Genomic DNA, 22,437 nt, shown 5'->3' on the forward strand with positions numbered 1-22,437 from the left:
GTGTTTGTACCCTGTCTCGGGCCATGTCTGGCGCCAGGGGGCTGGGTTGGGGTGGGTCTCCCGGACAGCGGTCAGCGGTCGGCGGTGCGCTAGGCTTGGCGCCATGCATATCAAGCCCTACCTCCTGCCTGTGGTTGTCTTCCTGCTGGTCGGTCCCGGTGTGGGCGTGCTGACCGTGATGCTTCTGGGTGCGGACGGTGTGCCGTCCCTTTCGGTGAACTGGCTGCTCGTCCTGTTTGGCTATGGCATAGGAGCTGTTCCTGCCGCTTTGGCGGGGGTGATCTATGTGGTCGGCTGGCCTCTCAGGGGCCTGCTCCAGGTACTGAGCACCAGGGAGTTCGGCGCCGTGCTGGGTGCGGTGAGCGGTGTCGCTGCGCTGGCGGCATGCTTTGCAGCGACCTCCGGCACGCCGTTTCCCAGATCCCTCAGCGTCTATGTCTTTCCCCTGGTTGCCGGTGCCGTCTGCGGGGCGCTTGCAGCGCATGCGCGAGATGAGGCCTGTGAGGGGAGCGGGTCGCAAGGCGTTTGAACGCGTCCGGCTGTGAAGCACAGGTTTGCCTGTTTTTTGAGCAATTGGCAGGCTTGTTTGACAAATCAATGACTTATGTTGCGAATTTGGCATTTTTGGCGGCTTGTCCACATGCTTGTCCAGTCCGAATGGGGGTAAATGCGTACATGCGGGTTGCGCGGTGGATAAGCGGGACGCGGCCCGAAAATCCGGGGTCTTCTGCCTGTTTTTTAAGCATGTTGCATGTTTTCCTTTTGAATCAATGGCTTATGTGGCTTATCCCGCCTGCTGTGAAAGTTGTTCACAAGATTGTTCAGGGTGAGACGGGATAAGTCGGGCAGACGACTTGTGGATTTGATTAAAAAATAGGCAAAAGAAAAAAATCCATTCAAAACAACCGCTTGGGTCACCAGTCCCGGGCCAGCACATGGTTGTCCACAGGCTTGTCACGCAATGGTGGGGACAAGGCTGGCGGGCCTGCCGCAGTCGCTTGGGCAACCGGAATGAAGGCGGCGTCCGTCTACATTGCTGGGTGACCGGCGCCTTGCCATCCGGCGGGCGGAGCCGGCATCCAATGCAACAAAGGGAGCATCTCCATGGCGATTGAGTTTGAAGGCCGCGTGGCCATCGTGACGGGGGCCGGCGGCGGCCTGGGGCGTCTGCATGCGCTGGCGCTGGCGGCGCGCGGCGCCAAGGTGCTGGTCAATGATCTGGGCGGCGCGGTGGATGGCAGCGGCGGCTCGGCCACGGCGGCCCAGGCCGTGGTGGACGAGATCCGCGCGGCAGGCGGCCAGGCGCTGGCCAACGGCGCATCGGTCACCGATTTCGCGGCCGTGCAGGCCATGGTGCAGCAGGCCGTCGATGCCTGGGGCCGCGTGGACATCCTGGTCAACAACGCCGGCATCCTGCGCGACAAGAGCTTCGCCAAGATGGACATGGATGATTTCCGCCTGGTGGTGGAAGTGCACCTGATGGGCGCCGCCCATTGCTGCAAGGCCGTGTGGCCGCACATGCAGGCGCAGAACTACGGGCGCATCGTGATGACCACCTCGTCCACGGGCCTGTATGGCAACTTCGGCCAGGCCAACTACGGCGCGGCCAAGCTGGCCCAGGTCGGCCTCATGCAGACGCTGGCCATCGAAGGCGCCAAGCACGGCATCCATGTGAATGCGCTGGCCCCTACGGCGGCCACCCGCATGACGGAAGGCCTGATGCCCGAGGCCGTGCTGGCCGCACTCAAGCCCGAGGCCGTGGTGCCCGCCATGCTGGTGCTGGCCCACGAAAGTGCGCCCACACGTACCACGCTGTGCGCAGGCGCGGGCGGCTTCGAGGCGGCCTTCATCACGCTGACCGAAGGCGTGTATCTGGGCCAGGGCGATCAGGTGCCGGAGCAACTGGCTGCGCAACTGGCCCAGGTGCTGGACCGCAGCGGCGAACAGGTGCCCGCCAGCGGCGCCGCGCAGGGCACGCTGGAAGTGGGCAAGGCCATGGCCGCTGCCCGTTGATGAAGCGGGGGCCGGCAAGTGATTTCACCGCTGGCCGGCCAGCCCTTGCCCGGCGTCAAGACGGGGCCGGCCGGGAGGGCGAAACTCTGACATATTCCTTTCGCTCGCGGCGGTGCCATGCGGGGCAACAGGCCAAAACGCGTGGTTAAGCGGACAGGCGCCATCGCGTTTCCTGCCGTTTCTCTATCATTCGGCGTCCGGGTCGGGTCCGCCGGGAATCCTGGTGGTTTCCGTGTGGGCCGGTGCCCATCAACGAATCGGTAAACAAGAATGAAAACATCGCAGGCATCCATGGCGGTTCCCGATCCCCAGCGGCTCAAGGGCATACGCCGTGGCATAGAAAAGGAGGGCCTGCGCGTGCTGCCTTCCGGCAGCCTGGCGCTGACGCCGCATCCCCTGGCACTGGGCTCGGCGCTCACGCATCCGCACATCACCACCGACTACAGCGAATCGCAGATCGAGCTGATCACGGGCGCGCGCCTGGGCGTGCAGGAATGCCTGGACGAGCTGGTGCAGATCCACCAGTTCGTGCTGCGCAGCCTGCGCGATGCGGGCGGCGAGATGCTGTGGTCGTCCAGCATGCCCTGCCAGCTGCCCACGGACGAGACGATTCCGCTGGCGCGCTATGGCTCCTCGCATTCGGGTCGATCCAAGAGCGTGTACCGCATGGGGCTGGGCCATCGCTATGGCCGGCGCATGCAGACCATCTCGGGCATCCACTACAACTGGTCGCTGCCCGGCGTGGCCAGCGAGCAGTATTTCTCGCTGATCCGCAACTTCCGGCGCCATGCCTTCGTGCTGCTGTATCTGTACGGCGCATCGCCCGCGCTGTGTCCCTGTTTCGTCGAGGGGCGCGAGCATGGCCTGAAGCCGCTGGGCAATACGGGCCAGGCGCTGTACCTGCCCCATGCCACCTCGCTGCGCATGGGCCGCCTGGGCTACCAGAGCGATGCGCAGGCCAGCATCAACGTCAGCTACAACGGCCTGGAAGGCTATGCGAATTCGCTGCATGAGGCGCTGACCCATCCCTACCCGGCCTACGAGATGCTGGGCGTGCGCAATCCCGGCGGCGACTACAACCAGCTGGGCACGGGTCTGCTGCAGATCGAGAACGAGTTCTACGGCACCATCCGCCCCAAGCGCACCGTCAGCCGTGGCGAGCGCCCGCTGCATGCCCTGCGCGAGCGCGGCGTGGAGTATGTGGAAGTGCGCCTGATGGATCTCGATCCCTTCGAGGATGTGGGCATTGCCGCCCCCACCATGCGCATGCTGGACGTGTTCCTGCTGCACTGCCTGAATGCCGACAGCCCGCCCGATACGCCGGCCGAGATCGCCGAACTCAAGCACAACCAGCACCTGACCGCCGAGCGTGGCCGCGAGCCCGGCCTGCAACTGGTGCGCGCGGGCCGCGAGGTGCCGCTGCGCGACTGGGCCCATGAAGTGCTGGACCAGTGCCGCCCCTATGCCCAGGCGCTGGACAGCACGCACGGCACGCAGGATTACAGTGCCGCGCTGGCCCAGGCGCTGGAACGCCTGGAGCATCCCGAGCGCACGCCGTCGGCCCATGTGCTGGGCGAGCTGACGGGCGAGTACGGCAACAGCTTCTCGCGCTTCACGCTGGCCCGTTCCGAGCAGGCCCGCGATTCGCTGCTGGCCCTGCCCTGGAGCCAGGCGCAGCAGCAGCGCTTCGAGCAATGGTCGGCGCAGTCCGTGCAGGACCAGCGCGACATCGAGGCCGCAGACACGCTGTCCTTCGAGGAATGGCGCCTGCGCTACATGTCGCCCGAGAACCTGCGCTGACCGTGCCTCAGCCAGGTCCGCCGCTCAGGGCCTGGCCTGCATCCTCGCACCAGAACAGCACGGCGTCGTAGAAGCCTTCCCAGACGCAGCCGTTGCAGCCGCGGCCGCAGCAACTGGTGGGCTGGGGCGGCGCCGGGCGCAGCGCAATGCCTGCAGCCTGGGCGCGCTGCTGCCAAAGCCCGATCTGCGACAGCGCCTGCTCCAGCGGGCCCTGCACCATGCTCAGCGCCGCGCCTTGCTGCGGCGCACCACAAACAGCACGATGAAGGCCGTGCCCAGCAGCAGGGCGAACCAGCCGACCAGGTACGACTGGGCCATCATCTGCACGATGCCCCCGGGTGCCATGAACTGCGGCGCCAGCAGAATCACCAGGCCGATCACGGCGCAGGTCACTCCCTTGATCAACAGTTCGATGTCGGCCTTGCGCGAGGCGGAGCGGGAAGAGGGGGTATCGGGCAAGGACATAGGCAGTGAGGCGGGGCGTAAAAGCGGGGGACAATTGCGGCTTGCGCAAGAAAGAATGAAGCCTGCGGTTTGCGCTGGGGCGCAGCGCGCTGTTCCATCCTGTCTGCGCAAGCCATGAATTATCCTTGCGCCCCTGCCAGTTCCCCCGTTTCCCAGAAAGTAATCCCATGGCCATACAGTGGTTCCCCGGTCACATGAATCTCACGCGCAAGGTGATCACCGAGCGCGTCAAGGAAATCGATGTGGTCATCGAAGTGCTGGATGCGCGCCTGCCGGGGTCGAGCAGCAACCCGCTGCTGCAGGAGCTGACGGGCCACAAGCCGCGCCTGCAGGTGCTCAACAAGCAGGATCTGGCCGATGCCGCGCGCACGCCGCTGTGGCTGGACTGGTACAACGCCCAGAGCGACACGCGCGCCATTGCGCTGGACGCTTCCGAGCCCGCACCCACGCGCCGGCTGATCGAGGCCTGCAAGCTGCTGGCCCCCAACCGTGGTGGCATGGCCAAGCCCATGCGCGTGCTGATCTGCGGCATTCCCAACGTGGGCAAGTCCACGCTGATCAACTCCATGAGCGGCAAGCGGCAGGCCAAGACGGGGGACGAGGCCGGCATCACCAAGCTGGAGCAGCGCATCGTGCTGGCCGACGACTTCTACCTCTGGGACACGCCCGGCATGCTGTGGCCGCGCATCATCGTCGAGCAAAGCGGCTACAACCTGGCCGCCAGCGGCGCCGTGGGCCGCAACGCCTATGACGAGGAACTGGTGGCGCTGGAGCTGCTGGGCTATCTGCAGAAGAACTACGCGGACCTGCTGGAGGCGCGCTACAAGCTGGGCCTGGACAACGAACGCATTGCCGCCCTGCATGACGACGAGCTGCTGGACGCCATCGGCCGGCGCCGCGGCGCCATGATGAGCGGCGGACGTGTCAATCTGCAAAAAGCTGCCGAGCTGGTGCTCACGGATTTCCGAGGAGCGATCCTGGGCCGCATCACGCTGGAGACGCCCGACGAATACGCGCAGTGGCTGGCCGTGGGCCAGGAACGCGATGCCGAGCGCCAGGCGCGCAAGGACGCCAGCAAGGCGCGCAAGCGCCCCCCGCGCGAGCGCAAAAGCGCGCCCTGAGGCACCGCCGGCCGGCGCCGGCATACCCCGTTTGGTGCAAGAGGGCGTCCGACCGGGGCGGTGGCACAACCACCACAGCCGCAGGCGGCGCCGACCGCTAGCATGTTGAGTGTTCTTTCTCTGTTGGGGCTTTTCATGCGGCGTCATCGAGTCGAGGCGGAAATCCATTTGTCCCTGCGCCGGGTCGTTCTGGTCGGCAGCCTATGGATCACCAGCCTCACCGTGCTCCTGGCCATGGCGCTTCTGACGCAGGACCCCGTTCCCTGGCCCAGCGTGCGGCTTAACCTGGTTGCCGCCGGCGTGAGCTTCGGCGCCGTGCTGCTGGGCTGGCGCCGGCACTGGAAGCTGGCCTCCAATCTTCTGGTCTGGGGCACCTGGGTGGCAGCCGTGACCGTGGTGGCTGCCACGGGCGGCGTGCAAAGCAGCTCGGTGCTGGCCTTTCCGGCCTTGCTCGTCATGTGCGCCTGGGTGCTGGGCGTGCGCACCACGCTGGCCATGCTGGTGCTGTCCGTGCTGGCCATGGCCGCGTTCTGGGTGGCGGGCCGCGAGGGGGTTGACTGGATAGGCCAGCGCGAGACCTCGCCCGTGTTCTCCATGCTGTACTTCGTGGGCATGCTGGGGCTGACGGGCACGGTCACGCTGATGGCAAGGCGCAGCCTGATCCGCCGTGCCCAGGAACTGCAGGACACGCTGGGCTCGCTGGAGCAGCACCAGGACGATCTGCGCAAGTTCTACCGCGCCGTGGAGCAGAACCCCGAAAGCATCGTCATCACCGACGTGCACCAGAACATCGTCTACGTGAACGAGGCCTTCTTGCAGCGCACCGGCTTTGCGCGCAACGAGGTCCTGGGCCAGCCCACGCACCGCTACTCCACCATGGGCCTGGACGCGCCGGCCTGGGAAGAGGCCTTGCACCAGCTGGGCCGGGGCGCGCTGTGGCGCGGCCAGATGACCAACCGCACGCGCCAGGGCGAGGACCTGCCCGAGGCCGTGCTGGTGGCGCCCATACGCGCCTCGGACGGCAGCATCGTCAACTATGTGGAACTCAAGCAGGATCTGTCCGAGCGCATGCGCGCAGAACGCCAGATCCATGCACTGGCGCATTTCGACGCGCTCACGGGCCTGCCCAACCGCCTGTCGCTGACCCAGCGCCTGCGCGCGCTGGCGCGCGAATTCCGCGAGGGCGGCAAGGGCGGTGAGCCGCGCCACGGCCTGCTGCTGCTGGACATGGACCGCTTCACCGCCTTCAACGATGTGCGCGGCACGGTGCGCGGCGATGCGCTGCTGGGCGCGCTGGCACTGCGCCTGGCCGATGCCCTGCCCGACGGCGTGCTGCTGGCCCGCATGGGCGCCGACGAATTTGCCGTGCTGCTGGAGAAGGTTGGCCAGGAGGCGGCCGAGGTCGATCAGCACATGCGCGCCCTGGCCCAGGTGCTGCAGGACGCGCTGGAGCGGCCGCTGTGGCTGGAGGAAACCGGCGAGGAAGTGCAGGCCAGCTGCAGCATTGGCGCGGCCAGCTTTGCCGCCTCGCGCACCGACAGCGGTGGCCACGATGTGCTGCGCCGCGCGGGCGTGGCCCTGCACCAGGCCAAGCAGGCCGGGCTCGGTCAGGTCGTCATCTTCCAGCCCGACATGGCCGAGGCCGTGGGCAAGCGCTTTCGCATCGAAAAGGACTTGCGCCGCGCCATTCCTGCTGGCGAGCTGCAGCCCTATCTGCAGTCCCAGGTGGACCACATGGGGCGCTGTGTGGGCGCCGAGGTGCTGGTGCGCTGGAACCATCCGCGCCTGGGCATGGTCGAGCCCGGTGATTTCATTCCCGTGGCCGAGGAATCGGACCTGATCGTGCAACTGGGCGACTGGATGCTGGAGCAGGCCTGCCGCATGCTGGTGCGGCCCGAGTTCGTGCAGCAGGGCTGGCGGCTGTCGGTCAACGTCAGCTGGCGGCAGTTCCGCCAGCCCGACGTGGTGGACAAGCTCAAGCGCACCCTGGCCGCAACCGGGGCCGACCCGCGCCGCCTCACGCTGGAGGTCACCGAAAGCGTGGTCATGCGCGATGTGGACGAGGCGCGCGAGCGCATGGCCGAGCTGCAGCTGCTGGGCGTGGAGATGGGGCTGGACGACTTCGGCACCGGCTATTCATCGCTGGCCTATCTGCAGCGGCTGCCATTCCGTGAACTCAAGATCGACAAGTCCTTTGTGCAGGACTGCCATACCTCGCCGGGCAATGCCGCCATGGTCGAGGCGATCCTGCTGCTGGCCAGACGCCTGCGCCTGCGCGTGGTGGCCGAAGGAGTGGAGACCGAAGAGCAGGCCGGCACGCTGCGGGCCTGGAATCAGGACGTGCTGTTCCAGGGCTACCACTACGGCCGGCCCCTGCCGGCGGTCGAGTGGGTGGATCTGCAGCTGGGTGCGCCTGCCGGCGTGTGAAAGCCGGCGTGAGGCCAGCCCAAGAGCCTGCGTATGACGGCGTTCAGGTCCTGGACTGTTCCAGCCAGCGGCGCGCCAGCAGGTCCCAGAAGCGTGCGCCGCGCCCCAGGTTGTCGTCGTTGAAGTCGTAGCCGGGGTTGTGCAGGCCCACGCCGGGCTCGCCCGTGGCGGGGCCGTTGCCTATCCAGCCATAGGCGCCGGGCACGGCCTCCAGCATGAAGCCGAAGTCCTCGGCCGTCATGGCCGGCAGGATGTCGGCGTGGGTGCGGTCCTCGCCCACCGCCTCGCGCATCACGTCGGCCATGAAGCGGGCCTCGTGCGCGTGGTTGGTGGTGTTGGGATAGCCGGGCTTGAGAATGAACTCGGCGCGGCACAGATGGGCGGCCGCCACATGCTCGCTGATGCGCTGCATGCCTTCGATGAACATCTGCTGCGTCTCGGTCCTGAGGGCGCGCACCGTGCCGAAGATGCTGGCCTCGTCGGGAATGATGTTCTCCACTGTGCCGCTGGTGATCTTGCCCACGGTGAGCACGGCGCTGTCCAGCGGATCGGTGCTGCGCGACACCAGGGTCTGCAACTGGCCGACGATGGCGCAGGCCACGGGAATCGGGTCCAGCGTGGTGTGGGGCATGGCAGCGTGCCCGCCCTTGCCGTGCACACGGATCTCGAAACGCAGCGTGGAGGCCATGATGGGCCCCACGCGCACCGCCATCTCGCCGGCAGGCAGGGCAGGCCAGTTGTGCAGCGCGAACACGGCCTCGCAGGGGAAGCGGTCGAACAGGCCGTCCTCCATCATGGCCTTGGCGCCTGCGCCGCCTTCCTCGGCGGGCTGGAAGATCAGGTGCACCGATCCATCGAAATCCGGCTGCTGCGCCAGCAGCGTGGCCGCGCCCAGCAGCATGGTCGTGTGGCCGTCATGGCCGCAGGCATGCATGCAGCCCGGGTTCTGGCTGGCGTGGCTGAAGGCGTTGAGCTCCGTCACCGGCAGCGCATCCATGTCGGCTCGTATGCCGATGCTGCGGCCCGGGTTGGCGGCGCTGCGCCCCCGGCCGTGGATGCTTGCCACCACGCCGGTCCTGCCCAGCCCGCGGTGCACCTGCAGTCCCAGCGCCATCAGGTAGGCCGCCACCTTGTCGCCGGTGCGGTGCTCCTCGTAGCGCAACTCGGGGTTGGCATGCAGGTCGTGGCGGAACTTCAGCAGGGAGCCGAGGTGGGGGGTGATGTCGGGTGTGGATCGCATACAGGGGCCGCGGCGGCCTGCACGCCCAGCGGGTCCGCAGGCGGTCGCAGCAATTCAATGACAAGGCGGACATGATAGGTCCTGGGGTTTGCCTGCGGCGCCTGCCGGGGCGATAGGCCTTGTGCTGCCCAGGCTTTGCGCTACGTTCCTTGCGAGCAGCCCGCGCAATGCCCGGCTGCCCAGGGTGCCCGGGCGCTGGAGCAAGTGCAGGGGAATGGCGCCAGGACCGACAATCGCCCCCATCATGAAAAACACCATCCTGCCCCTGCAATTGTTCGTGCGCCCCGAGCATGACGATCCCCAGCCCCTGATCCTCTACCATGGCCGCCGCTGCCCGGACGGCTACGGCGCGGCGCTGGCGGCCTGGCTGTACTACGGCGGGCAGGCCGAATTCCGGGGCCTGGACCATGGCGAGATCCAGAAGGCCGACGACCTGGGCGAGCTGGCCGGCCGCGCCGTCTACGTGCTGGACTTCGCCTTCGAGCCCGAGCTCATGGCCGAGATCGAGTCGCGCGTTTCCAAGCTCGTGGTGCTGGACCACCACAAGAGCGCTGCCGAAAAGCTGAGCGGCTACCAGTGCCGCTGCGGCGTCGTGCACTTCGACATGAACAAGTCCGGCGCGCGCCTGGCCTGGGAGTTCTTCCAGGCCGACAAGCCCGTGCCTGGCCTGATCCGCTTCATCGAGGACCGCGACATCTGGAAGTGGGAATTCGCCGAGAGCGCGGGCTTTCTCGCGGCGCTGGACATGGAGCCGCGCAGCTTCGAGCGCTGGGCCGAGATCGCGGCCTTCACGCCCGAGCAGGAAGCCGCCTTCATGGCGCGCGGCGGCGCCATGGACGAAAAATTCCAGAAGCTGTGCGCCGACATTTCCGAGGCGGCCCAGCCCCTGGTCTTCAACGGCATGCAAGGGCTGATGGTCAACTGCCCGGGCATGTTCCACAGCCAGGTCGGCGACCTGCTGGCGCGCCAGAGCGGCAGCTTCGCGCTGATGTGGCATGCCAGCACCAAGGGCGTGAAGATCGGCCTGCGCTCGCGCTCGGAGTTCAACTGCATTCCGCTGGCCGAGAGCTTTGGCGGCGGTGGCCATGCCCAGGCCTGCGGCTTCAAGATGGGCAACGAACGCCTGGTGGAGCTGCTGTCTGGCGTGCTCAAGGCCGATGCCTCGGCCGACTACGCCTACGTGGCAGCGCCGCTGATGGAGCAGCCTGAAACGGGCGCGCCTGCCGAAGCTGTCTGATCCGGCCGGGCCGTTGCTGGCAGGCCCGCACAGGCCTGCCAGCCGGGCAGGGCGCACAGCGCGCGCCAGTGCTGCACATCGGCCACATGGCCCAGTTGCCGCCAGTCGGCCTCGAAGCGCAGCGTCTCGCCCGTTATCGGGTGCGCCAGCTCCAGCGCATGGGCGTGCAGCCACAGCCGCTGCAGGCCCAGCCGCTCGGCCCACCAGCGGTTCAGCGGCCCCTTGCCATGCGTGGCGTCGCCAATGATGGGATGGGCCACATGCTTGAGATGACGGCGTATCTGGTGGCGCCGGCCCGTGGCGGGCAGGGCCTCGACCAGCGAGACCCGCGTGGCCGCGTGGCGCGGGTCAAAGGCCTCGGGCCACTCCAGGCGCGCCAGGCAGCGCAGCGAAGTCTGTGCGGGCTGGGCTGGGGCGTCCTCGGGCGCATCGTCGGGCCTGAGCGCGTGGTCCACCTCCACCGCATCCGGCAGCCAGCCCCGCACCAGCGCCAGGTATTGCTTGCGCACTTCCTGCCCGGCAAAGGCCTGGCCCAGCCGCTGGGCGGCCTGGGCATGCAAGGCCATGACCAGCACGCCGCAGGTGCCCTTGTCCAGCCGGTGCGCGGGGTACACATGGCAGCCCAACTGGTCGCGCAGGGTCTGCAGCACAAAGCGCGTCTCGTGCGCGTCCAGTCCCGTGCGGTGCACCAGCCAGCCTGCGGGCTTGTAGACCGCCACCAGATGCTCGTCGCGCCAGAGGATGTGCAGCGGCGCGTCGTCGGGCTCTGGCGGCTGGGCCAGGGAGGGGATGGATGAAGGCTGGAACATGAGGGCGTGAGTGTAGGCGCTGTCCGCCCACCGCCAATGCAGGCCCCCGTGCACTACCCCCGTGCAGGGCAACGCAGTGCTGCCTGTCATTGCACGACTGGCGGCTTCAGGGCGATGCAAGATCGCGCCTGGTTCTGCGCCGCCGCGTGAACCGGAGTTTCTGAAACCCTCTCAAACGCAACGCACCACACCGCATGGACCATCGCAGCACCGCTCCCATCCGCATCGCCATCGTCGGCCACGGCAACCTCGGCCGTGGCGTGGAGGCGGCCATTGCCCGCAACCCCGACATGGTGCTGGCCGGCATCTACACCCGCCGTGATCCGGCCCGGCTGTGTCCGCTGCAGCCCGGCACGCCCGTGCACGGCATGGACAGCCTGCTGGCCCATCGCGCCGGCATCGACGTGCTGGTGCTGTGCGGCGGCTCCAAGGACGACCTGCCGCAGCAGTCGCCCGCGCTGGCCGCGCATTTCAGCCTGGTGGACAGCTTCGACACCCATGCGCGCATTCCCGAGCATTTCGACCGGGTGGATGCCGCCGCCCGCGCAGCCGGCACCACGGCGCTGATCTCGGCGGGCTGGGACCCGGGCATGTTCTCCCTGCAACGCCTCATGGGCGAGGCCCTGCTGCCCGATGGCGCCACCTACACCTTCTGGGGCAAGGGCCTGAGCCAGGGGCACTCGGACGCCATCCGCCGCATTCCCGGTGTGGCCGGCGGTGTGCAGTACACCATTCCCGTGGACGAGGCCGTGCAGCGCGTGCGCAGCGGCGTGCGGCCCGAACTGTCTGCGCGCGAGCGCCACCGGCGCGAGTGCTTTGTGGTGCTGGAGCAGGGGGCCGATGCCGATGGCGTGCGCCAGGCCATCACCGGCATGCCGCATTACTTCGACGAATACGACACCACGGTGCATTTCATCAGCGCCGAGGAACTGGCCCGTGACCATGCGGCCATGCCGCATGGCGGATTCGTCATCCGCAGCGGCCGCAGCTCGCAGGGGCTGCACCACTCCATCGAATACCGCCTGCAGCTGGACAGCAATCCGGAATTCACGGCCAGCGTGCTCGTGGCCTATGCGCGCGCCGTGCACAGGCTGCAGCAGTCGGGGCAGACGGGCTGCAAGACCGTGTTTGACGTGGCGCCCGGCCTGCTGTCGCCCAGGAGTGCGGCCGAGCTGCGCGCCGCACTTCTCTAGCCTAGCCCTGGCCCACGCGGGCCGCGTCTTCCAGCCGGTCCACATCACGCAGCGGCTTGAACAGGGTCATCCAGCTGCCGACCACGCCCAGCGTGCACAGGCTGCCCACCACGGCAGCTGGCACGGCGCCCAGCCAGGCGGCGCTGGTGCCGGCGCGGAATTCGCCCAGTTCGTTGGACGAACCGATGAACAGCATGTTCACCGCGTTCACGCGCCCGCGCATGGAGTCGGGCGTGGAAAACTGCACCAGGGCCGAGCGGATGTAGACACTCACCATGTCGGCCGCGCCGGCCAGCATCAGGGCGGCGATGGACAGCCAGAACCAGTGCGACAGCGCAAACACCAGGTTGGCCACGCCGAAGATGGCCACGGCGGCGAACATCACGCGGCCCACATGGCGCTGGATGGGACGGGCCGAGAGCCACAGGCCCATGGCCACCTCGCCCACGGTCATGGACGAGCGCAGCAGGCCCAGGCCTTCGGGGCCGACCTTGAGCACCTCGTGCGCATACACGGGCAGCAGGGCCACCACGCCGCCCAGCAGCACGGCGAACAGGTCCAGCGAAATCGTGCCCAGGATGATGGGGCGCGTGCGGATGAAATGGATGCCTTCGCCAAAGCGCTGCCACAGCGAGCCGCCCGCCGGCGCCATGGCCCCGGCAAAGCGCACGGGCACCGTGCCCAGCAGCAGCACGGCCAGCACCAGGGAGACGCCGCAGACCGCATAGGTCAGCACGGCGCCGCCCCAGGCGTAGAGCACTCCGCCCAGCACAGGCGCCGCAATGGCGGCCGTGCGCATCAGCATGCTGTTGGTGGCCAGCGCCTGAGCCAGCTGCTCGCGCGGCACGATCTGCGGCAGCAGGCTTTGCAGGGCCGGCCCCGTGAAGGCGCGGCTGCAGCCGAACAGCACCAGCACGGCATAGATCCAGTGCACATCGTGCGCGGCCGCGCCCTCGTGCCAGGACAGCCACAGCAGCAGCAGGGAGCACAGGGCAGCCACGGTCCAGCTGCCCGACAGCAGGCGCTTGCGGCTCATGCGGTCGCTGAGGTCGCCTGCCGGAATCAGCAGCGCCAGCATGGGCAGGAACTGGGCCAGTCCCACGTAGGCCAGGGACATGGGGTCGCGCGTCAGGTCATACACCTGCCAGGCCACGACCACCGCCTGCATCTGCTGGGCGAACATGGACAGCATGCGCGCCATGACGAAGGGGACGAAGGCGCTGCTGCGCAGGCCGGCAGCGGGGCTGTCGGCCGATGAGGGGGGAAGCGGGGAGGAGGGCAAGATCGGATATCCGTGGAGGAGCACGCGCAGTATCTGCGAAATGCCGGCGCCTTGCTGGCCGTTGTGCCCGCTCCACGCTGCCGACGAAGGCATGCGGTCTGCTCCCACAAACACCCGCGGCGCGGCGCGAGAATATGCCATCACGGGTCAGGCCAGAACCCCGCATCAGAGGAGCAACACACCATGTCCATGTTGTCCATGCAATACGCCGGCACCTTGATCGGGCGCGAAGCGGTCATCGACTTCCCCGACAGCAAGGCTGATGTGCGGTACACGCCGCAAGGCCAGATGGTCTGGCATGTGGTCGATTCCCTGGGCCATGTATCCGATGGCTGCGAACGGCTCAGCTACCTGCAGGTCAGCGACAGCCTGCACTTCCTCAACTGGATCGAGAAAACGGGCTTCACCGTCAGCCAGGTCATCGATACGGCCCAGGGCACGGTGCAGGCCTTCTGGTCGTTTGCCGACCCGGCCAGCGAAGGCGGCCACCGCTCCTCCATGTTCGTCGAAGGCCGTTTCCGCTTCCGTTGAGGCGCCCGCCTGCACGGCGCAGCCCGGCCGCGTGAAACATTGCGGCATCTGCGCGATCTGCCTGTTTTTTCAGCGCCTGCGGCAAACCCATGGCTGGCGCGGCAATGCAGGGTTGTCCCGAAGCTTGTCCACAGGCAGGCCCACAGTCGCTGGGCATAACCGTCACGCTGCGGTCATTTTCGTCATGCTGCGGAAAAGTTCCTGGAATGTGGGTGTGCACTATCGTTGAATCCAAGGATCGGCGGGTGCATGGAATTCCGGTTCATTGCCTGAGGCGAGGCCGGCCGCGCGCAGATCCAGGTTTGCCGCCGTGAAACATCCCTTCCGCCCAATCCCGTCCGCAAGGCCCCCGGCTATGCTGGCTGCATGACCTGGCTGTTTCTTGCATTGCATCTGCTGCTCATTGCAGGCTTTGGCCTGCGCATCCTGTTGCGCGACGATGTGCGGCCCGACGTGCGCATGGGCTGGCTCACCGTCATCGTGCTGCTCCCCTATGCGAGCTGCGCGCTGTACTACCTGTTTGGCGAGGTGACGCTGCGCCGCCGAGGCCGGGCCCGGTACCGCAAGGTGCAGGACTTTGCGCCCGGCGCCCCGGTCACGGGCAGCGGCGTGCCGGTGGCGGGCATCGCGCCGCAATGGCAGGCGGCCTTTGGCTATGCGGCGTCCATCAACCGCTTTCCCGTACAGCCGGGCCATGCCGCGCAGCTCATGGCCGATGGTGCCCAGGCCCGCGCGCGCATGCTGGCCGACATGGAGGCCGCCCGTCACGAGATCAACGTGCTCTACTACATCTGGCTGGCCGATGACACGGGAACGGCCGTGGCCCAGGCGCTGGTGCGCGCGGCCCGGCGTGGCGTGGTCTGCCGCGCCATGGTGGACGGGCTGGGCTCGCGCGCGCTGCTGCGCTCCGACCTCTGGCAGCAGATGGCCCAGGCGGGCGTGCAGCTGGCTGTGGCCCTGCCCACCAGCCATCCGATCCGCGTGATGTTCACCAGCCGGCTGGACCTGCGCAACCACCGCAAGATCACCGTGATCGATGGTGCCATCACCTATTGCGGCAGCCAGAACTGCGCGGACGAGGCCTTCGCCGTGAAGGCCCGCTACGCGCCCTGGGTCGATATCATGCTGCGCTTGCAAGGCCCGGTGGTGGCGCAGATGCAGCAGGTCTTTGCCAGCGACTGGGCGCAGGCGCGCAGCGCAGACCATGGACTGTCCATGCCCCTGGCCGCCGGACCTGAAGCGGGGCCGGCCGACATGCCCGCCGAAGGCTTTGCCGCCGTCGTCATTGCCGAAGGCCCGGCCGAGCGGCCGCGCTCCACCTCGCAGCTGGTGTCCACCCTGCTGGCCAGTGCGCGGCGCGAAGTGGTGATCTCCACGCCCTATTTCATCCCCGATGCCACGGTGCTGGAGGCCCTGTGCGCCGCCGCCTGGCGCGGCGTGCAGGTCACGCTCATCCTGCCGGCGCGCAACGATTCCTGGATCGTGGGCGCGGCCAGCCGCAGCACCTACCGCTACCTGCTGCGGGCCGGCGTCATCCTCCATGAATTCCGCCCCGGCCTGCTGCATGCCAAGACCCTGTGCGTGGACGGGCAGGTGGCCCTCGTGGGCTCCACCAACCTGGACCTGCGCAGCTTCGACCTGAACTTCGAGAACAACGTGCTGCTGCAGGACGAGGCCGTGACCCGCGCCATCCGCCAGCGCCAGGGCGACTACATCCGCCAGTCCGACCGCATCACCGCCGCCCAGGTCCACGCCTGGCACTGGGGCCGCCGCATCTGGAACAACCTGCTGGCAATGCTGAGCCCGGTGCTGTGAGCCTGCAAAGAAAAAGGCCTGCGCAATGCAGGCCTTCAGGGCTGTTGGGAGGCAGACGCGCTCAGCGGCCCACGCGCTCGCTCTCGACCACCATGTCCAGCACATAGGCGTAGGCCGATGCGTCGGCGGGCACGTTCTGGCGCTTGTAGCGCTGGATGCGCAGCACGTTGCGGATGCCGAGTTCGTGCTTGTAGCCCTCGATCTCGCTGTAGAAGTTCTCCCACTCGCCGGTGGAGGTCTTCACGCCGTTGTCGCCGTAGCGGATCTCGCGCACGCGCAGGCACTGGAAGTCCTTGATCAGCGGGTGATTGCAGGCCGTGCGCTGGGGTGCCACTTCCAGGAAGATGCGCTCGCCGGCGCTGCCGTACTGGGTCTGGGCCGTGGGCGAGCCGTCGAACTGCCAGCGCGTGCCGTCGATGAAGGTGAGCGTCAGGCGCGCAGGCTGCTTGCCTTCGCCCAGTTGCACGGACCATTGCTTGGCCGTGGGCAGGATGCGGGCCACCTTTTGCTCCAGCGCCATCAGTTGGTCGTCGTCGCAGGCCATCAGCGTGCTGGCGGCGCGTTGGGTGGCGATGCGGTTGCCTTCGGTGCGGTAGCCCGTGGTCACCACGTTGCACAGGTTCTTGACGGCCAGGCGCTGGTCGGCGAATTCCAGTTGCAGGGGCCGCTTGCGCGAGGCGGCGGTCAGGAACCAGCTCTGGTCTTCGGTGCCCTGGGGCGTGAAGGCCTGGCGAAGATTCCAGTGGTAGGCGGTCAGCGATTGGGCATCACCGGGTGGGCCGGCAGGGGCCGACGCCTGGGTCTTGGCGCCTTCTTCGGCGTTGCCACCCTTGTCGATATGGCTGCAGGCGCCGAGCCCCATGGTGACGATCACGGGCAGGCACCAGGTCCAGCTTGGCTTCATGTTGAATTCCTTGGTTGATGGGTACGGAGACAGGCTCAGGCGCGGCGGGCTGGTGGCAGCCCTGGTGCGGCATGTGCCGCGCCGGCCCTGGCCGAACCGGGGCACCATAACGCAGATGCGGGGCGGCGCCTGTCAGAACGGGGCGCTATTCACATTCCTTTGCATCTATTTGATGCAGGCGGAAAAAACGGATTGCTGCAAAGTTGCCGGCCGATGCGTTGCGCTCAGGTGAGAATAGGCGGCCAGCCGCCATGCCATCCGCAGGCTGCGGCGCCGCAGCAAGGAGCAGGTTCGTGTATCGACGTTGGAGTGCAGCAAACAGGGTGCGTGGCATGCGCTACGCGGGAGCTTTGGCCATCATTGCAATGCTTGCGGGCTGCGGCTCGACCATTCCCCAGCATGTGCCCGTGCAGGAGAGCTTCGGCTCCACCGAGACCTTCTCGCGCATGTTCGATGCCTCGCCGGCCCAGACCTGCGAGGCCGCGCGCCGCGCGCTGCTGAGCCAGGGCTACATCGCCATGGCGCGCACGGCCGAACTCATAGAGGGCAGCAAGAGCTTCCAGCCCGACCCCGAACTGAACCTGCAGATGAACATCCGCGTGGTCTGCGTGCCCGAGACAGCCGATGGCCAGGTCAGCATCGGCTTTGTCACGGCGCTGCAGGACCGCTATACCTTGAAGAAGAGCGCCAACTCGGCCAGCCTGGGCGTGGGTGCGCTGGGGTCGGTGTCGCTGCCGTTCTCCTCGGGCAGCGACTCCATGGTCAAGGTGGGCAGCGAGACGATTGCCAAGAGCGGTTTCTACGACAGCTTCTTCGAGCTGGTGTCGCGCTACCTGGCGCAGGACCGCGAGTCCATCGCCGTGCCCACGCCGGTGGCGCCGCAGAACACCATTCCCTCGGCCAACCACTGACGCCTGCGGGCGCCGGCCCGGTTCACGCCGCCAGGAACAGCGCCGGGTCCACCATGGTACGGTTGAGCATCACGCCCCAGTGCAGGTGCGGGCCGGTGACGCGGCCCGTGGCGCCGACCTTGCAGAAGGCATCTCCCGTGTCCAGCTGATCGCCCAGCTTGCACTGCACGCTGCTCAGATGGCAGTACATGCTCAGCAGGCCACCGCCGTGGTCCAGCCACACGGTGCCGCCGTTGAAGAAATAGTCGCCCACATCCACCACCTTGCCCGGCAGCGGCGCGACGACGTTGGTGCCCGTGGCTGCCGCGATGTCCATGCCGCTGTGCGGATTGCGCGGCTGGCCGTTGAACACGCGGCGCAGGCCGAAGCTGCTGCTGCGGCGGCCCGGCACGGGCTGGCGCATGCGCAGGTCGCCAGGGCGTGCGGGCGGCTCGGTGAACAGCGCCATGATGGTCTGCTGGTGGGCGCGTTCACGCTGGTATCGGGCATCGTCCTCGGGTGACAGGTCCACGGTCTTGGGCGAGACCTTCAGGCGCTGCTCGGTGTATTTCTTGTCGCGCACTTCGTAGGGCAGGGTGCGCGGTGCGCCTTCGCCCTTCACCGTCACGCCATGCGTGCCGGGCGCCACCGACAGCGCAATGCCGACCACGGCCGTCCATTCGATCATGTCGCCCACCACCAGCACGGGCACGTCGCCGGCCAGCACCTGGGGCCGCTGGGCCGATGGCCCCAGCGACAGGCGGGCCACGCCACCGGGCACGCGGCTGTCATGCGGCCAGGGGGATTCCCCGGAGGCCGCAGCGGCCCAGGCCGGGACCATCAGGCCGGCGCCCGAGGCGCACAGGGATTGCACAAACAGTCGGCGGGAGCGGGAATTCGTCGTCGGTATCTGCATGAGGGAAGCGGGGGCTGTGGTCGAGCGCCCCATTGTCCGCCATGCCGGCCGCCAGCTTGCCATCGCCTCAACGCCATGACGCCATGACGCCATGGCATTCAAATGCGCTTGCGCGCCGCTCAACGGTCCCGGCGCTCGTCGCGCCCGCCGCGCCGCTCCTGTGGGCGGGCCGCGTTGGCCATGCGCTGCTGTTGCTGGCGTTGCTCCTGCTGCGCGCGGGCCTGCTGCTGCTGGGCACGCGCCTGTGCCTGGGCCTGCTGTGCTTGCTGGGCCTGCATGCGTTGCTGCTGGGCAGCCTCGAACTGCTGCTGTCTTTGCTGCTGCGCCTGCCGCTCCTGCATCTGGGCCTGTCTTTGCGCCTGCTGCTGGGCCTGCATCCTTGCCTGCATCTGCTCCTGTGCGCGTGCCTGCTGTTGCTGCTGCTGCATTTGCTGCTGGCGCGCCTGGTCCTGGGAGCGCTGCTGCAAGGCCTGGCGATCGCGCTCGGCCTGTTGGCGGGCCTGGGCCTGTGCCTGAACCTGGGCCTGGTCACGCGCCTGATCCCGCATCTGCGCCTGGGCCTGCATCTGGGCCTGGCGCTGCTGTTGCTGGCGCGCCTGTTCCTCGCCGCGAAGGCGGGCGGCCTGCGTCTCCATTTGCTGCTGTTGCTGCTGGCGCTGGCGCGCTGCATCGGCCATGGAGCGGTCGCGGTCCTGCCTGTCCAGGCCGTTCTGCCGGTCCTGTGGCCTCACGCCCTGCTGCGTGGCTGCGGAAGACCAGGAAGGCACGCGGGAGTCACGGCCCCTGTCACCCTGCATGGCTGCCGCAGGCAGTGCTGGCGCGGGTCGCTGCGCGGCGCCCGGTGGGGATGAGGGGGCCGATTGCGCAGACTGAGGGGACTGCGGCCACTTGCCGAACTGGCCCGGCTGCGAGGCCGGCACCGGGTTCATACGGGGCTGCAGCGAGGCCTGGGGCCGGTCATCAGGCCTGAGGCCCGGGCGTCCGCGATCTGCGCCATCGTGCCGGGCAAAGCCCTGGGCGCCGCCGGGCGGCACCATGCCTTGGGCGGACGGGGGCGGGCCGCCCTGTGGCGGCCTCAGGCCCAGGCGTTGGGGCATGCCGGAGTGCGCTGCGGCGGCGGCGCCGGCCATGCCTGCGGCACCGGCCAGGGCCGCAGCGGCCATGCCGCCTGAACGAGGGTCACCAGAACGAGGGTCACCGGAGCGCGGGTCGCCCAAGCGAGGATCACCGCTCTGCTGCGGGAAGTCAGGGCGGCGCGGCTTGAAGTGCGGGTTGTTCGCGATGTGGGTGACGTTGCCAACGTTGTTGATGTGCGTGTTGTGGATGTTCTGCACCACCGTGGTCGAGCGCGAGACGTAGGTGTTGTTGTTGTAGATCACGGCCGGGCGGCGCGAGGGCGGTGGCGGCGGCTCGTTGCGGTGCCAGCGGTAGCCGGGCTCGCCCCAGCGCATGCCCCAGGAGTTCCAGCCCCAGGGGCGGCGGTCCACGGACTCGGCCAGGATCACGCCTGCGCCGAAGCCGATCAGCCCCGCCACCACGGGCGCGGCCGAACTGCCCACATACACGGGTTGCGGCGCCACGATGGGCCGGTAGCCGCCGTACATGGGCACGGGCTCGCCATAAACAACGCCGGGGTCGTACTGCGGCACATAGACGGTGTCAGGCTGGGCCGGTGCGATCTCGATGAACTGCGGCGGTGTGTCGATCACTGGCACGGGCAGCATGGACGACAGCGGCTCGCCCACGGCTTGCGGTGCGGGCTGGGGCACGGGGGGCGGGGCATCGGCCGTGGCCACGGCCACCTTGAGCCGGCTGGAGTCCTTGAGCGTGCCGGCCTTGTAGGCGCGCTGGCGCATCACCTGGATGGCGTTCATCACATCGGCCGGATCGTTGTAGTAGGCCTTGCCCAGGGCCGTGGTCCAGGGAACGTTGGATGACAGCTGTGCCAGCACATTGGGAAACTGCGCCAGCGACTTGACCGAAGGGTCCCAGTCCTGGCTGTTGACGGCGTTTTGCAGTTCCTCGGGCTTGAGGCCGGGGTTCTGCCCCATCCACACCTCGGCGGCGCCGACCTGGTCGGGATAGGTGGAGGCGGCCAGCACCTGGGCCACGAGCTTGTCGGGGTACAGCGCAATGGGCGCCACCATCTGGTAGAGCGTCTCGGCCGAAGGCGGCACATAGGCCACGGGCGTGGCGACGGGCTGGGCGCTTTCGGTGGCAGGCGGCAGCGGCGCGCTGGCGGCCTGCGGGGGCTTGTCCTGGGATTCGTTGCAGGCGCTCAGCGCCATGGCGGCGGCCAGGCCCAGCACGCTCAGGCGCAGGACGCCAGCGTGGGAAGTTGAGCGGGCCGTGGTGCGTGCTGTGGGCACGGCGGGTTGCAGCATTGCGTTCTCCTGGGCAGGAACGCCTTGCGCGCCGAAGCGGCAAGGCACATGTCATTTGAACGCCAAAGTGCGCCCTGCGTTGACACCGGCGTGTCAGCCGATGCCCCCAGTCCGCGCAACTTCTGTGACGCGGTGTTTACCCAGGCTGAATCAGGCCGCGATCAAGCCGCGATCAAGCCGCGATCAAGCCGCGATCAGGCGGGCCTGGTAGCTCTCGGCACCCTTGGACCAGGCCAGCAGGCGGTCGATATTGGGGTGCTTGCCGGGGAAGGCGATGGCGTCCTGCGTGTGCTCGGCATACCACTCCAGGCCGAGCTCGGCGGCAGCCGGCGTGATGGTGCCGCCGTACAGCGCGGCCAGCGCGTGGTACACGGCCAGCGAGCCGGTCTGGCCGGGCTTGTTCTCGATGGTGGCCACGACCTGGCCCTGGGCGTCGGCCAGCTGCAGCGCGGCGAGGTGGGTGACGGTGGGCAGTTGCTGAAGGCGTGCGGAGAAGTTCATGCTGAAAGGCAAATCAAAGGGAAAAGGGAGAAAGGGAAGGGCCAACCGGCGCCGGGCGTTCTGGTGTTTCAGTGCCTGAGTGGTTCAGTGGTCAGGCCTTGAAGGCAATCCAGGCACACCAGAACAGGCTGGAGAAAAAGCGCTTGGGCTGCACGAAACCGGCCTGGGCCAGCATCTGCTCCACCGCCTCTTCCGAGGCCGGTGGAACCGCGCCCTGCCGGATTTTGCCGAGTTTCGCATGGACGGCGGCCTCGTCCACGCCCGCCATGCGCCAGCGCATGGCCCAGGCTTCAAGGAACAGCGGCTCGCTGTCATAGCGGTGGCGGTTGCAGGCCAGGATGAAGGGCGCCCCAGGCGCCAGCCGCGCCGACAGGGCCTGCAGCAGCTGCAGCTTGTCCGCGTCGTCAGGGACGTGGTGCAGCACGCCGATCAGCGTGGCTGCGTCGAACACCGTGCCGGCCGGCAGGTCCTGCACGGCGCAGGCAGCGGCCTGCACCTGGGCCGACAGCCCCGCTGCGGCGATGCGGTCCATGGTCTGGTCCAGCATGGGGGCCGAGGGGTCGGCAGCCGTGAATTTCCACTGCGGCCTGAGACGCGCCGTGGCCAGGATCTCCTGGCCCGTGCCACCGGCACCGCCAATCAGCACGGACTTCGGGCCGGCATCCAGGCAGGCGGCCAGCAGGCAGGCGGCCAGCTCGTGGCAGGCGTCGTAGCCGGCCAGTGCGATGCGGCTTTGCGTTTCGTACTCGGCAGCGCGGGAGGTGTCGAACTTGGCGGCGGAAGCCGCCTGTGGCAAGGCTTGGTTCATGGCCTAGCATTGTGCTGAGGCCACGGTCCCTGCAAAAGCGCCCATGTGCGATGGCCCACCCCTGCAAAGCAGGATGGTGGGCCATCTTCGGGGGAGGAGCG

Annotated in this window: 21 protein-coding genes; 10 read left to right on the forward strand and 11 right to left on the reverse strand. The window is 68.0% G+C overall.

The genetic code is table 11. The features are described from left to right. The first annotated feature begins 103 nt into the window (after nucleotides 1-103). The 3 genes from BW39_RS19430 to gshA all read left to right on the forward strand — a co-directional run bounded on the left by BW39_RS19430 (nucleotide 104) and on the right by gshA (nucleotide 3,813). Complete coding sequence (locus BW39_RS19430; RefSeq protein WP_043823767.1) at nucleotides 104-529, forward strand: hypothetical protein; 426 nt, start codon at nucleotides 104-106, stop codon at nucleotides 527-529. Between the two features lie 575 nt (nucleotides 530-1,104). Further along, nucleotides 1,105-2,013, forward strand: coding sequence for an SDR family NAD(P)-dependent oxidoreductase (locus BW39_RS19435; protein ID WP_013803405.1), 909 nt, complete (start codon nucleotides 1,105-1,107; stop codon nucleotides 2,011-2,013). Nucleotides 2,014-2,283: 270 nt separating this feature from the next. Further along, the gene (gene gshA, locus BW39_RS19440; protein ID WP_043823768.1) at nucleotides 2,284-3,813 is read left to right on the forward strand and encodes a glutamate--cysteine ligase; all 1,530 of its coding nucleotides are present in this window, start codon (nucleotides 2,284-2,286) and stop codon (nucleotides 3,811-3,813) included. A 7-nt stretch (nucleotides 3,814-3,820) separates the two neighbouring features. Here the strand turns inward: gshA and BW39_RS19445 are convergent, their stop codons facing one another. Together BW39_RS19445 and BW39_RS19450 are read right to left on the reverse strand one after the other, a co-directional pair. Next, nucleotides 3,821-4,033, reverse strand: coding sequence for an oxidoreductase-like domain-containing protein (locus tag BW39_RS19445; RefSeq protein ID WP_012204391.1), 213 nt, complete (start codon nucleotides 4,031-4,033; stop codon nucleotides 3,821-3,823). Nucleotides 4,034-4,035: 2 nt separating this feature from the next. Further along, nucleotides 4,036-4,278, reverse strand: coding sequence for a hypothetical protein (locus BW39_RS19450; protein ID WP_043823769.1), 243 nt, complete (start codon nucleotides 4,276-4,278; stop codon nucleotides 4,036-4,038). A 167-nt stretch (nucleotides 4,279-4,445) separates the two neighbouring features. Here BW39_RS19450 and ylqF point away from each other — a divergent pair, with 167 nt between their 5' ends. Together ylqF and BW39_RS19460 are read left to right on the forward strand one after the other, a co-directional pair. Continuing rightward, nucleotides 4,446-5,399, forward strand: coding sequence for a ribosome biogenesis GTPase YlqF (ylqF, locus tag BW39_RS19455; protein ID WP_012204393.1), 954 nt, complete (start codon nucleotides 4,446-4,448; stop codon nucleotides 5,397-5,399). Between the two features lie 135 nt (nucleotides 5,400-5,534). After that, nucleotides 5,535-7,826 (forward strand): putative bifunctional diguanylate cyclase/phosphodiesterase, encoded by a 2,292-nt coding sequence (locus tag BW39_RS19460; RefSeq protein WP_043823770.1) that lies wholly within the window; start codon nucleotides 5,535-5,537, stop codon nucleotides 7,824-7,826. Nucleotides 7,827-7,869: 43 nt separating this feature from the next. Here the strand turns inward: BW39_RS19460 and BW39_RS19465 are convergent, their stop codons facing one another. Beyond that, complete coding sequence (locus BW39_RS19465) at nucleotides 7,870-9,066, reverse strand: M20 aminoacylase family protein (RefSeq protein ID WP_043823771.1); 1,197 nt, start codon at nucleotides 9,064-9,066, stop codon at nucleotides 7,870-7,872. 244 nt (nucleotides 9,067-9,310) lie between these two features. Here BW39_RS19465 and BW39_RS19470 point away from each other — a divergent pair, with 244 nt between their 5' ends. Beyond that, nucleotides 9,311-10,303, forward strand: a complete 993-nt coding sequence (locus tag BW39_RS19470) for a DHH family phosphoesterase (RefSeq protein ID WP_043823772.1) — start codon at nucleotides 9,311-9,313, stop codon at nucleotides 10,301-10,303. Here BW39_RS19470 and BW39_RS19475 read toward each other — a convergent pair. After that, the gene (locus tag BW39_RS19475) at nucleotides 10,243-11,112 is read right to left on the reverse strand and encodes a pseudouridine synthase (RefSeq protein ID WP_043823773.1); all 870 of its coding nucleotides are present in this window, start codon (nucleotides 11,110-11,112) and stop codon (nucleotides 10,243-10,245) included. The genes BW39_RS19470 and BW39_RS19475 overlap by 61 nt on opposite strands. A 194-nt stretch (nucleotides 11,113-11,306) precedes the next feature. Here BW39_RS19475 and BW39_RS19480 point away from each other — a divergent pair, with 194 nt between their 5' ends. Continuing rightward, complete coding sequence (locus BW39_RS19480; RefSeq protein ID WP_043823774.1) at nucleotides 11,307-12,305, forward strand: diaminopimelate dehydrogenase; 999 nt, start codon at nucleotides 11,307-11,309, stop codon at nucleotides 12,303-12,305. A gap of 1 nt (nucleotide 12,306) precedes the next feature. Here the strand turns inward: BW39_RS19480 and BW39_RS19485 are convergent, their stop codons facing one another. Beyond that, a complete protein-coding gene (locus BW39_RS19485; protein WP_043823775.1) occupies nucleotides 12,307-13,680 on the reverse strand; it encodes an MFS transporter in 1,374 nt (457 codons plus the stop codon). Nucleotides 13,681-13,770: 90 nt separating this feature from the next. Between BW39_RS19485 and BW39_RS19490 the strand changes: the two genes are divergently transcribed. Both BW39_RS19490 and cls read left to right on the forward strand, forming a co-directional pair. Further along, nucleotides 13,771-14,118 (forward strand): MoaF-related domain-containing protein, encoded by a 348-nt coding sequence (locus tag BW39_RS19490; protein WP_012204400.1) that lies wholly within the window; start codon nucleotides 13,771-13,773, stop codon nucleotides 14,116-14,118. A 366-nt stretch (nucleotides 14,119-14,484) separates the two neighbouring features. Then, a complete protein-coding gene (gene cls, locus BW39_RS19495) occupies nucleotides 14,485-15,933 on the forward strand; it encodes a cardiolipin synthase (protein ID WP_043823776.1) in 1,449 nt (482 codons plus the stop codon). Between the two features lie 61 nt (nucleotides 15,934-15,994). On the opposite strand, the gene BW39_RS19500 is transcribed toward cls, so the two are convergent. Together BW39_RS19500 and BW39_RS31560 are read right to left on the reverse strand one after the other, a co-directional pair. Next, nucleotides 15,995-16,837: an META and DUF4377 domain-containing protein gene (locus BW39_RS19500; RefSeq protein ID WP_043823777.1), complete on the reverse strand. Its 843-nt coding sequence runs from the start codon at nucleotides 16,835-16,837 to the stop codon at nucleotides 15,995-15,997. 145 nt (nucleotides 16,838-16,982) lie between these two features. Continuing rightward, nucleotides 16,983-17,171: a hypothetical protein gene (locus tag BW39_RS31560; protein ID WP_148078915.1), complete on the reverse strand. Its 189-nt coding sequence runs from the start codon at nucleotides 17,169-17,171 to the stop codon at nucleotides 16,983-16,985. Between BW39_RS31560 and BW39_RS19505 the strand changes: the two genes are divergently transcribed. Next, on the forward strand, nucleotides 17,170-17,748 hold the full coding sequence (locus BW39_RS19505; RefSeq protein WP_013803394.1) for a DUF2242 domain-containing protein: 579 nt from the start codon (nucleotides 17,170-17,172) through the stop codon (nucleotides 17,746-17,748). The genes BW39_RS31560 and BW39_RS19505 overlap by 2 nt on opposite strands. A gap of 22 nt (nucleotides 17,749-17,770) precedes the next feature. Here the strand turns inward: BW39_RS19505 and BW39_RS19510 are convergent, their stop codons facing one another. From BW39_RS19510 to BW39_RS19525, 4 genes are all read right to left on the reverse strand, one after another. Next, nucleotides 17,771-18,643, reverse strand: a complete 873-nt coding sequence (locus BW39_RS19510; RefSeq protein WP_034391556.1) for a peptidoglycan DD-metalloendopeptidase family protein — start codon at nucleotides 18,641-18,643, stop codon at nucleotides 17,771-17,773. A 119-nt stretch (nucleotides 18,644-18,762) separates the two neighbouring features. Further along, nucleotides 18,763-21,027, reverse strand: coding sequence for a DUF3300 domain-containing protein (locus BW39_RS19515; protein WP_043823778.1), 2,265 nt, complete (start codon nucleotides 21,025-21,027; stop codon nucleotides 18,763-18,765). A gap of 183 nt (nucleotides 21,028-21,210) precedes the next feature. After that, nucleotides 21,211-21,528: a DUF2322 family protein gene (locus BW39_RS19520; RefSeq protein ID WP_043823779.1), complete on the reverse strand. Its 318-nt coding sequence runs from the start codon at nucleotides 21,526-21,528 to the stop codon at nucleotides 21,211-21,213. A gap of 91 nt (nucleotides 21,529-21,619) precedes the next feature. After that, nucleotides 21,620-22,336 carry a class I SAM-dependent methyltransferase gene (locus BW39_RS19525; protein ID WP_043823781.1) on the reverse strand — a complete coding sequence of 239 codons (717 nt, stop codon included), beginning with the start codon at nucleotides 22,334-22,336 and terminating at the stop codon, nucleotides 21,620-21,622. Nucleotides 22,337-22,437 lie beyond the last annotated feature (101 nt).

The organism is Delftia sp. RIT313, from assembly GCF_000632165.1.
GTDB classification, from domain to species: domain Bacteria; phylum Pseudomonadota; class Gammaproteobacteria; order Burkholderiales; family Burkholderiaceae_C; genus Comamonas; species Comamonas acidovorans.